This window comes from Kitasatospora sp. NPDC004745, assembly GCF_042873275.1.
Taxonomy (GTDB): domain Bacteria; phylum Actinomycetota; class Actinomycetes; order Streptomycetales; family Streptomycetaceae; genus Kitasatospora.
The window spans coordinates 256,485-268,880 of the sequence record NZ_JBIALK010000002.1 but is presented as its reverse complement, the minus strand read 5'-3'; the positions used below and the strand labels follow the sequence as shown (position 1 = coordinate 268,880).

Annotated in this window: 20 protein-coding genes; all 20 read right to left on the bottom strand. The window is 70.6% G+C overall.

Annotated features, from left to right (window positions below; translation table 11 throughout):
• Window positions 1–48 precede the first annotated feature (48 nt).
• Complete coding sequence (locus tag ACFYUY_RS04775) at window positions 49–1,071, bottom strand: N-6 DNA methylase (RefSeq protein WP_387897962.1); 1,023 nt, start codon at window positions 1,069–1,071, stop codon at window positions 49–51.
• A gap of 33 nt (window positions 1,072–1,104) precedes the next feature.
• Complete coding sequence (locus tag ACFYUY_RS04770) at window positions 1,105–1,716, bottom strand: hypothetical protein (RefSeq protein WP_387897959.1); 612 nt, start codon at window positions 1,714–1,716, stop codon at window positions 1,105–1,107.
• Between the two features lie 62 nt (window positions 1,717–1,778).
• Window positions 1,779–2,084, bottom strand: a complete 306-nt coding sequence (locus ACFYUY_RS04765) for a hypothetical protein (protein ID WP_387897956.1) — start codon at window positions 2,082–2,084, stop codon at window positions 1,779–1,781.
• A 103-nt stretch (window positions 2,085–2,187) separates the two neighbouring features.
• Window positions 2,188–3,291 (bottom strand): PP2C family protein-serine/threonine phosphatase, encoded by a 1,104-nt coding sequence (locus tag ACFYUY_RS04760; protein WP_387897953.1) that lies wholly within the window; start codon window positions 3,289–3,291, stop codon window positions 2,188–2,190.
• A gap of 22 nt (window positions 3,292–3,313) precedes the next feature.
• On the bottom strand, window positions 3,314–3,454 hold the full coding sequence (locus ACFYUY_RS04755; protein ID WP_387897949.1) for a hypothetical protein: 141 nt from the start codon (window positions 3,452–3,454) through the stop codon (window positions 3,314–3,316).
• The gene (locus tag ACFYUY_RS04750) at window positions 3,448–3,960 is read right to left on the bottom strand and encodes a hypothetical protein (protein WP_387897946.1); all 513 of its coding nucleotides are present in this window, start codon (window positions 3,958–3,960) and stop codon (window positions 3,448–3,450) included. Before ACFYUY_RS04750 ends, ACFYUY_RS04755 begins: the two co-directional genes overlap by 7 nt.
• Window positions 3,957–4,337, bottom strand: coding sequence for a hypothetical protein (locus ACFYUY_RS04745; RefSeq protein ID WP_387897945.1), 381 nt, complete (start codon window positions 4,335–4,337; stop codon window positions 3,957–3,959). Before ACFYUY_RS04745 ends, ACFYUY_RS04750 begins: the two co-directional genes overlap by 4 nt.
• Window positions 4,338–4,396: 59 nt before the next feature.
• Window positions 4,397–4,756: a hypothetical protein gene (locus ACFYUY_RS04740; RefSeq protein WP_387897942.1), complete on the bottom strand. Its 360-nt coding sequence runs from the start codon at window positions 4,754–4,756 to the stop codon at window positions 4,397–4,399.
• A gap of 59 nt (window positions 4,757–4,815) precedes the next feature.
• A complete protein-coding gene (locus tag ACFYUY_RS04735; protein WP_387897939.1) occupies window positions 4,816–5,187 on the bottom strand; it encodes a hypothetical protein in 372 nt (123 codons plus the stop codon).
• Window positions 5,188–5,295: 108 nt separating this feature from the next.
• Window positions 5,296–5,910, bottom strand: coding sequence for a hypothetical protein (locus ACFYUY_RS04730; protein WP_387897936.1), 615 nt, complete (start codon window positions 5,908–5,910; stop codon window positions 5,296–5,298).
• A gap of 82 nt (window positions 5,911–5,992) precedes the next feature.
• Window positions 5,993–6,373 (bottom strand): hypothetical protein, encoded by a 381-nt coding sequence (locus ACFYUY_RS04725; protein ID WP_387897933.1) that lies wholly within the window; start codon window positions 6,371–6,373, stop codon window positions 5,993–5,995.
• 44 nt (window positions 6,374–6,417) lie between these two features.
• Window positions 6,418–6,780: a hypothetical protein gene (locus tag ACFYUY_RS04720; RefSeq protein ID WP_387897930.1), complete on the bottom strand. Its 363-nt coding sequence runs from the start codon at window positions 6,778–6,780 to the stop codon at window positions 6,418–6,420.
• Between the two features lie 19 nt (window positions 6,781–6,799).
• On the bottom strand, window positions 6,800–7,210 hold the full coding sequence (locus ACFYUY_RS04715) for a hypothetical protein (protein WP_387897927.1): 411 nt from the start codon (window positions 7,208–7,210) through the stop codon (window positions 6,800–6,802).
• Window positions 7,211–7,265: 55 nt separating this feature from the next.
• Window positions 7,266–7,538 (bottom strand): hypothetical protein, encoded by a 273-nt coding sequence (locus ACFYUY_RS04710; protein ID WP_387897924.1) that lies wholly within the window; start codon window positions 7,536–7,538, stop codon window positions 7,266–7,268.
• Window positions 7,538–9,034 (bottom strand): DNA cytosine methyltransferase, encoded by a 1,497-nt coding sequence (locus tag ACFYUY_RS04705; protein ID WP_387897921.1) that lies wholly within the window; start codon window positions 9,032–9,034, stop codon window positions 7,538–7,540. Before ACFYUY_RS04705 ends, ACFYUY_RS04710 begins: the two co-directional genes overlap by 1 nt.
• A 106-nt stretch (window positions 9,035–9,140) precedes the next feature.
• Window positions 9,141–9,275, bottom strand: coding sequence for a hypothetical protein (locus ACFYUY_RS04700; RefSeq protein WP_387897918.1), 135 nt, complete (start codon window positions 9,273–9,275; stop codon window positions 9,141–9,143).
• Window positions 9,272–9,412 carry a hypothetical protein gene (locus ACFYUY_RS04695; RefSeq protein WP_387897915.1) on the bottom strand — a complete coding sequence of 47 codons (141 nt, stop codon included), beginning with the start codon at window positions 9,410–9,412 and terminating at the stop codon, window positions 9,272–9,274. Before ACFYUY_RS04695 ends, ACFYUY_RS04700 begins: the two co-directional genes overlap by 4 nt.
• A gap of 34 nt (window positions 9,413–9,446) precedes the next feature.
• The gene (locus ACFYUY_RS04690) at window positions 9,447–10,112 is read right to left on the bottom strand and encodes a hypothetical protein (RefSeq protein WP_387897912.1); all 666 of its coding nucleotides are present in this window, start codon (window positions 10,110–10,112) and stop codon (window positions 9,447–9,449) included.
• 162 nt (window positions 10,113–10,274) lie between these two features.
• Window positions 10,275–11,213: a hypothetical protein gene (locus ACFYUY_RS04685; RefSeq protein ID WP_387897909.1), complete on the bottom strand. Its 939-nt coding sequence runs from the start codon at window positions 11,211–11,213 to the stop codon at window positions 10,275–10,277.
• Window positions 11,214–11,265: 52 nt separating this feature from the next.
• Entirely contained in the window at window positions 11,266–12,396 is a 1,131-nt protein-coding gene (locus tag ACFYUY_RS04680) for a PD-(D/E)XK nuclease family protein (protein ID WP_387897906.1), read from the bottom strand.

Genomic DNA, 12,396 nt, shown 5'->3' with positions numbered 1-12,396 from the left:
CCCCCCATTGGAACTTATTTTTATACGCATTCAGGGCATGGGTTCGCCTCAGGCGGCCTCCTCGGCGCCCTCCGGCGTCGACATCCGGTCGAGGAGCGCGACCATGCGAGCGACGCCCAGGTGCCGGTTCCGGTGCTCGATCACCTCGGCCCGCGCGCGGGCTGCGCGCTCGCCGCCGTCCGGCTCGGTGAGGGTGTCACCGCACCAGACGAGGACGTCCGGTCCCAGGCCCCACAACGTGGCGTTCACCGCGCTGCACGCCGCCGCGACCGGGTTGATGTCGTTCATCGACCAGCGGTAGTCGGCGGGGTCCGCGTTGCGCTCGCGCAACGCCTGGGCGTAGCTGCGCATCAGGCCGCCGGTTCCGCTCGCGGGGTCGGTGAATGCCTGGCCGGCTTCGGGGGTGCCGCCTAGCAGGACACGGGCCATGAGGTCGGCCATCTCAGGAGGAGTGTGGAACTCGGCGTAGGCGTCGCGCTCGACCCTGGAGCGGAAGTGAGCCAGCAGCGGGCCGAGGACGTCAGCCTCGGATGCAAGGTAGGGGTCGTCGCTTCCGGTGAGGTCCGTGAGCCGGTAGTCGAGGGCGGTGAGGAGTGCGGCACGAACGGGTTCCGCGTACTTCTTGGTGACGGTCTCGTCGGTGAGCCATTCGTGGATGGGGCGGGCGACCTCGGCGAGGTCGGGCCGGAAGACCCACCAGCGGGCGAAGGAGTCCCGCAGGGCGCCGGTGGTCTGCTCGGCGGTGAGTCCGCGCCACCAGTTGGCCACGATCGGGGCGATGGTGTCGCCCTTGAAGGGCCACAGTGCGGTGCCTGCGATGACGCCGATGGGGATCTCCATGCGGTGGTCGCCGCGGGCGCGGAACCAGGCGGCGGCGACGGCCTCGCCGAGTTCGAAGGCGGCTTCGTGTGGGCGGCTGGGCATCCGCAGCCGGCGCAGCGGGGCGGTGGGCCCGGTGGCCGGTTCGGCGAGGGCGGGGCTCGGCGCCGGGGCGGGGGCGGGCAGGGCCCGCGGGTGGAGCCTGAGCGCGGGCTTGGGCTCGGGGGCCTGGGCGAAGATGTCGAGCTGCACGGCGTCTCCTCTTCGGGTAATCGATCGGCTTGGTCAGCGGTCGGCTTGGTCAGCGGTGCGGGCGATGGCGGCGTGGGCGAGGAGGAGGGCGTCGGCGGCGGTGGCGGCGTGGACGGTGATGCTCTGCAGGCAGAAGACGCTCAGGGCGGGGTCGCGATCGTCTGGATCCGGCTCGATGGCGAGGATGTTCGGGAGGGCGCAGACGTGCAGCGGGTAGTAGACGGCTCGCCAGGCACGAGGGGGTGCTTCGGGGTCAGCGGCGGGCTCGTCCGCCCACAGGTAGTCGCCGGCGTTGTTGAAGGTGCCCTTGCCGCGGTTGCGCAGCACCGTCAGGTGGGTGGAGTTGAGGACGTAGACCCAGGGGTGGCGCGCGTCCGCCGTCCGTTCGGTGAAGCTCCGGTCCACGGACCGGTGGTGGGTGTGGCAGTAGCAGGCGCCGGGCAGGCCGCGGTCAGGCAGCATGAGCCAACCGGCGGGGTGGTCGTGGACGTAGCGGGCCGCAGCGGCTGCGGCGTCGCCGTGGTGCTGGTTGCGGACGAGTTCGAGCAGCAGGGGCACTCGGGCGCCGGGCTGGCCGAGGGTGTCGACGGCGCAGCCGATGAAGCCGGTTGGGGCGGGGGTGGCGATGATCGAGCCGGTGAGCATCTGGGGTCTCCAGGGGTGGGGCCGGGGGGCCGGGCCGCCGCGGGGCGGCCCGGCCGGGCCGGTCAGTTGATGAGGTCGGCTACGTGCGCGGTGATGAGGTCCATGACCTTGCGGATGTAGCGGCGGTCGCCGTTGGCGGCGAGGGCCTGGCCGAGGGCGTAGGGGTAGGCGGCGTATATGGCGAGCTCTTCGTACTGGGCCTGGGTGATGGTGAGTTGGTCGTCGGGGCGCAGGGCCCAGGCGGCGATGGTGGCGTTGGCGATGAGGCTCTGGCAGGCGATGAGGACGGGGCCGTGGGCGTGGGTGGTGAGGTTGGTGATGGCCGCGTGGTGGTGGGTGTTGGCGGGGCGGGTGAGGGTGGCCTGCATGGGTGCTCCTTGTGTCGGGGCGGATCACCTCCGCCTTATGGCTTTATTCTATATGCATTTGGGGTAGGGGTCCACTCGCTTGGCGAGAGATCGATGAGGTCAACTACCGCCAGTGCGAGACCAGTTCGCCATGGAACTGGACGATGAGCGCCGTCGCGTTGTCCACGGCGCCACCGTGGGCGCCGGCGGCCTCCACGGCATCGCTCACCAGGAGCCCGGTCGCCTCCTGCGGGTTGAGCGGCAGGTCTAGGCGGTTCGCCACGCCCTGCGGTCCGGCGTTCTCCAGCGGGCGGTAGACGCCGCCCGAGCAGAGCAGCAGGCGAACGCCGGAGCGGGCCGGGGTCCGCGTCCTCCCGATCGGCCCGTCTGCGATCCAGGACAGCGCCAGGTCGTGGTCGTCTACGCCCGGCACCTTCCCGGCGGCGATTCGCCGCTGGGCGGCGTTGTGGCCTGCCGTGAGGAGGGTGACCACGCCGTCCGGGCCCTGCCGGTAGGCGCGGACGTCGCCGCTCCAGGCGATCTCGGCCTCTCCCCACCAGGGGTGGTAGGTGGCGACGACGGCGACGGCGCTGGGCGCCCGGTCGGGATGACCGTGCTCCTCGAGGGTCTGGGCCCGGATCAGGCGCAGGGCGGCCGCGGGGTCGCCGAACTCAGCGGCGGCCTGCGCGAGGCGGGGCGCGAGGTCCCGCACGGCGTCGCGGGCGGTCCGGTCGTCGCCGATCCCGTCGAGGACGGCCCACGCGTGGACGCCGCTCTTGTGGTCGTGGTGGACGGCGAAGGCGTCGTTCTGCTGCCGGCGGGTGCCCTGCAGCTGCGTGGCGCCGACCTCGACGGGACCTGGGTAGGCGGATGGCACGGTGTCGGCGGCGTCGAGGACGGCCAGGTGCTCACGGTCCCCGATGAGGTGGATGGCGCCGCCTGGCCGGACGGGGCCGGTCACGATGACGAGGCCGCGCATCTGCGGCGGCTGGCTGCCTCCGGAGAGGCGCCGCCAGGCCGCCTCGGCGTAGCGGTTGACGCTCTGCCGGTAGGGCCAGCCGCTGACGAAGAACGTGGCTCGCTCACCGAGGCGGTGCACGGCGCGGTTCGGGCCGAGGTGGAAATCGATGATCTCGCGGGGCTCGGTGCCGCCGGTGTAGTCGAGGTTGTCGCAGTCGCCGTCGACGTCCAGGTAGACGCCGAAGGTCTCGCGGATGTAGTCGCTCAAGTGAGCCTCCTTGGTTGGGTGTTCACAGTCCGCTGATCGCGAACTGGTGGGCAAGCACGCAGTCTTCGCAGCGCAGCTCGTCGAGGACGTAGTCGACGGGGTCGCCGGGCGAGATCGGCATGCGGCACTGGGCGCAGGTCAGGTCGGTGAGCGCGGTCAGCATCCGGCACTCCGTGGGGACGGGCGGCGGATCCACTCCGGGCCGGGTCGGCGGGATCGTGAGCTGGTGCGCCACCGGTCGTCGAAAACCTGCTCGTAGGGGTGCAGGACCTGGATGGTTGCCCCGCTGTCGCACAGCAGCGCCATGGCGGCGAGTTCTTCGCCGATGACCCATGCGATGTCGTGGCGCGCGCGGCCTTCGGGTACCCCCACTGAACCGCCCCAAGGGGGGTTTGCGCGGTAGGTGATCCAGTCGACGGCCGCGCACTCGATGGACCAGGTGCAGGCCACCAGCACGGTGTCCTCGAACAGGTCGGTGGTGCGGCGGGTGTGCCAGTTCCGGGGCTGGACGTAGGCGGGGCCGCCTTCCTCCGCGGTGGCCGGAAGGCAGGAGTTGGCGTCGGAGATGTAGTAGGAGATGTTGCGCTCGACAGTGGCGTCTCCGGAGCCCTCGGCTTCGACCCAGCGGTCCACGTCGATCAGGAACCGGGTGTCGAGACGGACCCTCACGCCCGCGCCTCGGCCATTGGGTGCAGATGCCGCAGAAGGGCGAGGGCCGCGATGGCGAGGTCCTCCGGGAGACTGCCGGGCCGGCGTCCGCTTTCGGGGGCGCCGAGGAGGACGACGGGTCCGTACAGGGTGGTGCCCGAGGTGTGTCCCATCAGCTCGATGAGGGCGGTGGCGTACGCGTTGGGCGGGGACGTGGTCGTGCTGGCCACGGTGATCGCCCGTCCGTTGCACAGCTCATAGGTGACGGTGGACGGTTCGCCGGGTCCGGTGTGCCTGCGCAACGCAAGGTCGAGGTCGCGAGCTAGGAGGGCCAGCAGGGAGGCGGTGCCGGCGGGGTGGATGAGCAGGCCGCACACCGGGGTGCTGTTCGGGTTCATGGGGTTGTCCGTCTGGGGTCGGGCGGGTGGTCGCCGCCGGGCGGCGGCCACCCGCGGGGTCAGGAGGCCGGGCTTTCGGTGAAGTGCGCGATGTAGGTGGCGACCGAGCTGCGCAGCCTTGCGGGGGTGATGTCACCCCCCATGGCCATGTCGTGGTGGTTGTCGGTCGTGACCTTGGAGTTCTCCGCCTTGGGGAGCGTGGAGTGCTGGCTGAACGAGAAGAAGTTGCGTGCGATCTCGCCTGCGGCCAGCGTCGTGACGATCACGGTGACGCCGTCGTAGACGTCCTGGCGGATGGTTTCGTGGAGGTGGGCGGTGATGATCACGGGGCCGCTGCGGGTGATCTGGACGCGCCCTTCGACTGCGCCGCCGTCCAGTACGTCGAGGGCGGTGAGGATGCAGGTGTGGCTGACCGGCATGGTGCGCTCCTGGGGTTCAGGGTGGGCGGGGCCGCCGACGGGCGGCCCCGCGGGTGGGGCTAGCGGCGGTGCAGCTCGTGGGCGAGCTGGCCGAGAAGGATGGAGCCGAGTTTCTGTGTGCGCAGGGCGTCGTCGGGCTCGGTCTCGGCCTGGACGGTGATGTCGATCAGGAGGGTGAGGATCGCGTCCGGCATCTGCTCCAGCCAGTAGTGGAAGTTGGAGCTGCGGCCCGTGGCCTGGTGGGTGGCGCGCGCTGTGCGCTCTACGGTGCCGGCCACCCGGTGCGCGCTGTCGCGGTCCAGGCCGTAGGCCGTTTCGAGTACCTCGCTGAACAGCGGGCCGCTCGCGATCAGATCGGCCGGGCCTTCGGCGGTGATCCAGCCGTCGCGGCGGCTGTAGCCGAGTTCCACCGGGTAGGTCAGCGAGTGCACGGGTTCCTCCTTCTCGGGGGCCTCTCCCCCTTCCTTGCATCTTAATTCTATATGCATTGCGGCGGGGGGTCCACTTTGATTTCATGATCTTTTTCTAGTTTTCGCAGGTCAGAGGCCATCCGTTGCCGTCTCGGCCTGCTCGGGCCAGGCGACCCCCTCCAGGGCGCGCCGGTGCGTCTGTGGCACGGGCGCCACCGGCTGGCCCAGCCAGTCCCGCCCCATGTGAGCCATCACCGCCGCGTCCGCTTTGTCGTACCGCCCGGCCCCTTCGCACTCCAGGCCGTACCGCTGCACCACCGCGTCGCGCACCATCCCCTTCGCCACCAGGGAGCGGCCCTTGGCCGGGAAGTCCTTCGCCGGGTTCGCCCGCCCGCAGGCGTAGACGATCCGGCAGGAGGGCGGAACGACGGCGTACGGGATCCCGCGCTGCCACAGCATGTGGGTGACGTGCCACCACAGGCCCGCCAGCTCGTGGTGGAATGCCTGCCTGCCATGCCCGTGCGACGGCCCTTCGACGAGGACCAGGTCGGCACGACGTGTGCGTTCCCTGATCTCCCGCAGGTGCCAGTCGATCCGGGCGTGGCCACGCAGGGTCGCCCTGGGGCGAAGCGCGTCGGCCCAGTCGACCCCGGCGATGCCGGTCGAGGTCAGGCTCAGGTCGAGGCCGATCACCAGCGGGATCGGGATGGGGCCCGGGTTGGTCGGTGTCGCGGTGGTGCTCATGGGTCCTTCCGGTTGTCGGGCCCGCGCTGCGCCCGGCCCCATCTGGGGCGCAGCGCGGGAGTTCAGTCGAGAGCGGCTGGTCTCACCGCTTGTTCAGGCGCTCCAGGTGGATGCCGATGTCGGAGAGGCCGTAGACCGCGTCGCAGTGGCCGCCTTCCGAGCAGGGCCTCACGAGTTCGAAGGTGCTGCGGGCCTCGTGGGTGCTGCCGCCGCGCCAGCGCAGGAACCAGCCAGGGGTGCCTGGGATCGGGGCGGTGGCTAGGTTCCCGGCTTCGTCGTCCGGCTCCGGCACCGCCCAGATCAGGAGGCTGGCGATGAAGCCGAACGTGTCCTCGGCCGCGGTCCAGGCCTCATGGCGGAAGTCCTCAGCACGCACCCTGGCCTCCTGCTGCTGCTCCTCGCGGTGCTCGGCCAGCGCGTGGAGCGCCACGTCGGCGAAGTTCGGCTCGGAATCGGTGGTCACTGGTTTCTCCTTGTCGGGTCTGGCGAGTTGAGGCCCATGCCGGGTCAGTGGGAGGTGTGCAGGTCGGCGAGGTGTTCGCCGAGGTCGGCCAGGTCACGGATCGGGTACTTGTGATCTCCGAGCGGGCACGGACGGATGAGCGAGAGGCCCTTGCTCCCGGCGCTCCAGAGCAGGTACCAGCCAGGGGTGTCCGGCAAGTCGGCGTGCACCGAGACACCGGTGCCGATGTCGCGGGTCAGGGTCCACGTGAGGAACTCGGCGGCCTCGGAGCCGAAACGGCTTCGGATGGCCCTCTGGACGTCGGCGAGCATGCGCTTCAACTCCAGGTTGGCTTCTCTGGTCTGGTCGGCGACCCGGGTGGCGAGGGCGGAGGAGGCGAAGTCGGCCAGGCTGTTCGGGGTGGGCATGTCGAAGCCTTTCGGGTCGTCAGGCGGTTAGCTGGAGCTGGACGCTGCTGTCCTTGAGATCGCGACAGGGAGTGCAGTACTGCTCGCCGCGGGTGTAGTGGGTGTCGATGCCCTGCTGGGTGCCGCAGGTGTCGCGCTGTTTCAGGGCGCGCGGCAGTTCGCGGTCGTCGGCGTCGTCGAGGGTGGCGACGACTTCGCCGAGGTACCAGATGCGGCCTCCGCAGACGCCGTCGAACTTGCTTGGACGGGGCCGGACTTGGTAGATGCAGTGGGCGCGGACCGGGCACGGCCCGCACTCCGCCAGGGCGGACAGGCAGTGCTCCAACAGCTCGGCGCGATTGCTGTAGTCGTCTTCCTTCGGGGAGAAGGCGGGGTCGCCGAAGCATCTGGGGATGAACGACTCGGTGGCTGGCAGCGCGACGTAGACCATGGGGTGGTTCCTTTCGGCGCCTGGCCCGCCGAACGGCGGCGGGCCAGGCGGGAGTTCACGGGCGGGAGCGGCGGTCGAGCGGGCTGCGCCGTTCGTCGAGGAAGCGCGGGATACGGGTCAGGCGGATCTGCCAGTCCGGCTCCCAGCACATGCACGGGATCCACCGGTCCCAGTGCAGGCCGCCGAGCCAGCCTCCGTCGCCGTGGCAGTGCCGGCAGTGCCGGTCGGGGGTGTCGGCGAGCACCCACGCGGGCGCGGGTTCGTCGATGATCGTGATGCGCAGGCGCAGCAGGAACGGGGTGCGGCGAGGGATGGCGGGGAACGTCATCACAGCACCTCCTGGAGCTGGGCACCGATCCACCGGGCGGCGTTGACCGAGACGGCGTTGCCGGCCTGCATGGTCTGCTCCGCGCCGGACCCGTAGACGATGTAGTCGGCGGGGAAACGCTGGGCGAGTAGCTGTTCGCGCGGCTTGAGCATCCGGAAGTGGCAGTCCTCGATCTCCGGTGCCGACTGGACGATGGCGGCGGATGCCCGGGTGGTCATGGTGTGGAAGGGGTGTCCGACGGTCCTCACGGCGGCCTTGCGGTACGGGATGACGAGGGTGTTGTTGTACGGCTCGCCGCCGTGGTGGCCGTCGGTGATCAGCGCGTGGTGGGTGCCCTTGGCGGTGATGCCGGACAGCGGAGCGGTGATCGGGGCCGCGGTCGCGTTGTTGCGGTACTCCACGATGAATGGCAGAGCAAGCAGGGCTTCACTCTCGCGGGTGGTGCGGGTGCGGAAGGGCGCGTGGACGTCGGACGCGGTCGTGTTCCAGGAGCCTCCGACCGGGACCAGGAGTCCTTCGCCCTGCTTGGTGGAGCGCGCTGGCAGCGGCCGGGCTCGGGGGTCGAAGGCGCGTGCGGTTCCGCTCTTCCCGTGGGTGACGGTGAGGGTGCTGGGGTGGTGGGGGAACATTTCCAGGCCTGCCCGGATGCGGTCCATCGTGGTGTCCTCGAGCGCCTTGCTGCGGTCGCCGATCCGCCTTCCGAGGTCGGTCCAGTCGATGACGGCGGCGGCGGGGCGCACGTACGGTTCCACGATGGCGTGAGCGCAGCGGGTGTTGGGGCAGCGGTAGTCGTAGGCCTGGCCGTACTTCCCGGCCAGCACGCGCTTGTTCCACGTCTGCCGGGCCTTCACGTCCATGCCGCAGCGGAAGCACCAGGCCTTCGGCCGAGGTGCGAGCTTGGGCTTGCGGGCCCCCTTGGGGGTGAACACGATGTACACCCGGTCCCGCCACTGGGGTGCGGGCACGTTGAGGTCGTCGCCGATGTGTGCTGAGTTCACCGACACGATCTGGTGCTGGTAGCCGAGGCTGCTCATCGCTTGGAGCCAGACCCTGAACAAGGCCCAGTCGGTGACGAATTCGACGACGTTTTCGATCACGAGCGCCTTGAAGGACTTGGCCTCGGCGGCGCGCACGACGCACCAGGCGGTGACGCGGGTACGCTCGAACGCCTCCTTCGGCAGCGTCTTGATGCCGTCCTCGTCCTCGTCGAACAGCGCGAGCTGGTTGTCGGGCTGCTGCGGGCGGGCTCGGCCGCCCGCGGGGCTGATTTCGGTGCAGATCGGCGAGGCCCAGAGGAGGTCGGCCTTGGGCAGGTACGTCATCCGGATGTCGGAGACGTCGCTGAGCAGGTGGTCGGCGGTGGGGTGGTTGGCGGCGTGGGTCCGCAGCGCGACGTTCCAGTGGTTGACTGCGAGCCGCAGCTGCAGGCCGGACTCAACGAGGCCGGTGCTGCTGCCGCCGGCGCCGCACAGAAAGTCGACGAAGGTCAGGGACATGTGACTCTTCTCCAAGAGGTCGGGGCGGACCGGGGCGCGAAGACGCGGCCGGTGGTTCGCCGGGGGCCCGGCTCCCGGGCGGTTGCCCGGGAGCCGGAGCGGGTTGCTACTTGCGGTGGCGGGGCCGGTGGCAGCGGGCGCAGAGGCCGTCCCGGCGCTCCCACCGGTAGTGGGCGACCGCGGCGCCAGCCCACACGGTGATCCCGGTGGCGGTCAGGGCCATGAGGCCGAGGAGGATCACGGCTGCTCCCGTCGCCGGGCCGGGCAGGAGCTGGCGGTGGTGAGCCGGATGACGGCGATGATGATCCCTAGGGTGTCGCCGATGGACCGGGCGTAGTCGAGGGCCTCGTTCAGCGTCTCGCGGTCCTCGTCCGTCACGGGGTGCGCGATGACGCAGTGGCAGCAGGACCGCTCAGCCACGGACGTGGCCCCGGTCCGAGGTGGTGAACTCGCTTTCGGCGACGCCGAGTCGGAGCATCATGTCGGCGCGCAGCCAGGTGCTGGTCGGCCACTGCCTGCTCGGGTGGGCGTAGATGCGGGCCCAGCCGTTCTCCGCGAGCATGTCGTGCGCCTGGGTGTAGGCGCCGACGGCGAGCCGGCGGTCGATGAAGTACCGGTCGGCCGGGTAGAGGACGACTCCTTCGGTGTTGGTGACCTGGCTGCGCAGGACAGCGATCGGCTGGGTCACCCGCTGCCGGGGCAGGAGGTCGCGGGCGCCGAGGTAGGCGTCGATTGCGGCGAAGAGAGGGGAGAGCAGTTGGCGCTGCGCCCAGTCGGCGCCGGTGAGGGTGGAGTCGTAGACGATGTCGGCGATCGTGGGGTTGTCGTCGGAGTGGCGGCTGACGTTCCAGCCCTTGACGTCGAGCGGGTCGGTCGGCAGGGCCGTGTCGGTGCCGACCATCAGGACGGTGCGGTCGGGCAGCTCGGCGGTGATGAGCTTCTCGCCGCCGCACATCTCCATGTCGGTGATCAGCCCGCGACGGCGCAGCGGTGCGATGACGTGGTGGTACGCGTGAAATGCGTCCTTCCATGCCGGGTCGGTGACGAGGTTGTGGTCGGGCAGAGGGGCGAGCTTCATCGACGTCTCCAAGAGGTTTATGGTGTGCATCATCTGGTTGAGTTCCCGCCTATCTCTGGGGCGAGAGGTGCGGCCCGGGGTGGGCGACCCCTGGGCCACCCCTCCGGCTTATATCTTAATTTTACGCGCATTACTGGGGGTGATCAAGTACAGGGCAATCCGTCATCGACTCGTTACCGGCCCGCCCATGCGCTTCCGCTTCTCCTGGCTCTGGCGCACCGCCGCCTTCGCAGCCTCCTGCGCCTTGCTGATCGCGTCCACCCCCTGCTCCGCCTTGCGGCGGCGCTCCCCCGCTTCCGCCCGCAGCTCCCGGTGGAACTGCTCGGCCTCCGACTGGTCGGCCTTCCTGCGGGCCGCATCCCGCCGGGCGCGCTGCGCCCTCGGGCTCGTCCCGCAGGCCCGGCAGTTCGCCGCCGGCTTCCGGTGGCTGGGGCAGTCGCTCTCCGGTGCCGCCGGTTCCTTGCCTGGATCCTCGGCGCGGGTCTCCCCTGCGGCGCCAGCCGCGGGGGTAGGGGGGTGAAGGAAGGAGTCAGGAAGAACAGAGGAAGGACAGGGTTCCACGGGCGGAACCTGCTGGGTTCCACCGGTGGAACCAGCGGGTTGCACCGGTGGAACCTGTCCCGGGCCCGCCTCTGGGTTCCGCCCGTGGAACCCGTCTGCCTCGGACGCCTTCGCGCGCGCCTTGCGGTCGGCGACGTCGGCGGCCGTCCTGGCCGGCTGGGACGGGCGGGCACGGGGCACGCTCGCCCGCGCCTTCGCCGAGTTCTTCGGCGCCGCATCCGCCGCCGCATGGCGGGCCCGCAGCTCCTCGGTGCTCGGGATCCCCGGCGAGCCGCCCGGGAAAACGCGGTACTGCGCGGCCCGCCCCGGGCGTCCCACCTCGACCCGCTCCACCAACCCCTTCTCCACCAGCTCGGTGACGATGGTCGTAGCCCGGGCCCTGCCCACCCCGACGAAGGCCCGCAGGCGGACCATGCCGGGACGGGACAGGCGCGTCTCGTCGTCGGCGCTGTCGCACAGCTTCATCAACGCGAGCTTCTGCCCCTGGGTGACGACGTCGGGCCCCAGGTAGGCGGCGACGATCATCAGTTGGATGGACACGCGGGTGGATCCCCTCTACGGTGCTGGAACGTTTCCTCTCGTGCGGCGCGGGCTACTCGCGGTAGGGGACGATCCGGATGGTCCGCGCGGTCTTCCGCCTGCTCGGGCGCATCGGCACCGGGAGGCCGGCGTCCTTGAGGAGCTTGACCATCTGGTCCTGGTCCGCCTTGAGCGGGACCACCAGCTCGGCGATGTCGAACAGCTCGATCATCTTCGCGAGGTCGGGCTCCTCCACCGGGTTCTCTCCGCCCCACTTGAGGACGTTCGGCCCGTACCGGGCTTCCGGGGAGGCGTCGACCATCTTCCGCACCAGCTTCTTGATGCGATCGGCCTCCGACCACTGCTTCTGGGCGGTGACGTAGTCGGCGAGGGCCTTCTCGACGTCGGCGTCGCTGCGGATCAGGGTGGTCTGCACGGGTCGCCCGGGTGCAGGAATGCCCCAGCAGGCGGTGGCGAAGGGACAGAAGTCGCAGACCGCGTCCAGGCCGGGGCCGTTGAAGTCCCTTCGGGCCTCGTCCGGGCAGGCGGTCTCGGCGACGCGGTCGAGCCACCAGCGGGCCTCGGCGGCGCGCGCCGGGTCGTAGTCGATCTCCTGGACGAACTCGGCGCCGCTGTCGCGGTTGATGAACCGCAGGCGGATCCGCTCGACCGGCACGGGCCCGAGGCGGGCGATGACCTGCTGACCCTTGCGGTCCTCAAATCCGGCGGCGCGCAGCAGGTCGGCGTATAGGTGGACTTGGCGCAGCTCGGCGTCGGTGGCGCCGTAGCGCAGGACGTTGTCCCAGAGCCACGTCGACTTGGTCTTGATGTCCTCCACGGTGACGGCCTCGGCCGGGATCAGCGGGCGCAGCCGGGAGGGGAGCTTGCGGGCCGTCGCGGCGTCGAGTTGGACGATGTCGATGCTGCCGCGCACCTGGGCGTCGGCGACCTTGCGCTCGACGAGCCAGTTGAACTCCTGCTTCGCGGCGGCGGTCAGCCCGGCGTGCGTGTAGGTGCCGAGGATCGCGGCCGGGCTGACGACGTGGTCGGTAGGCGGGTGACCGTGGTACTTGTACGCGCAGCGGCGTTCGCAGACGGTGTCGCTGGCGCCGATCTGGGTCTGCTGGGAGCGGGGCCGGCGTTGGTCGGCGGCGTCGGCGGCGGTCCAGATGGACGGCACGCCGGTGAGGGTGGTGACGGACAT

Coding starts and splice junctions, on each gene's coding strand:
- ACFYUY_RS04705 (WP_387897921.1), bottom strand. CDS start 9,034: ATGTCCCTGACCTTCGTCGACTTTCTGTGCGGCGCCGGCGGCAGCAGC.
- ACFYUY_RS04690 (WP_387897912.1), bottom strand. CDS start 10,112: ATGAAGCTCGCCCCTCTGCCCGACCACAACCTCGTCACCGACCCGGCA.
- ACFYUY_RS04740 (WP_387897942.1), bottom strand. CDS start 4,756: ATGCCGGTCAGCCACACCTGCATCCTCACCGCCCTCGACGTACTGGAC.
- ACFYUY_RS04710 (WP_387897924.1), bottom strand. CDS start 7,538: ATGACGTTCCCCGCCATCCCTCGCCGCACCCCGTTCCTGCTGCGCCTG.
- ACFYUY_RS04765 (WP_387897956.1), bottom strand. CDS start 2,084: ATGCAGGCCACCCTCACCCGCCCCGCCAACACCCACCACCACGCGGCC.
- ACFYUY_RS04770 (WP_387897959.1), bottom strand. CDS start 1,716: ATGCTCACCGGCTCGATCATCGCCACCCCCGCCCCAACCGGCTTCATC.
- ACFYUY_RS04755 (WP_387897949.1), bottom strand. CDS start 3,454: ATGCTGACCGCGCTCACCGACCTGACCTGCGCCCAGTGCCGCATGCCG.
- ACFYUY_RS04730 (WP_387897936.1), bottom strand. CDS start 5,910: ATGAGCACCACCGCGACACCGACCAACCCGGGCCCCATCCCGATCCCG.
- ACFYUY_RS04680 (WP_387897906.1), bottom strand. CDS start 12,396: ATGTCCGTCACCACCCTCACCGGCGTGCCGTCCATCTGGACCGCCGCC.
- ACFYUY_RS04720 (WP_387897930.1), bottom strand. CDS start 6,780: ATGCCCACCCCGAACAGCCTGGCCGACTTCGCCTCCTCCGCCCTCGCC.
- ACFYUY_RS04745 (WP_387897945.1), bottom strand. CDS start 4,337: ATGAACCCGAACAGCACCCCGGTGTGCGGCCTGCTCATCCACCCCGCC.
- ACFYUY_RS04715 (WP_387897927.1), bottom strand. CDS start 7,210: ATGGTCTACGTCGCGCTGCCAGCCACCGAGTCGTTCATCCCCAGATGC.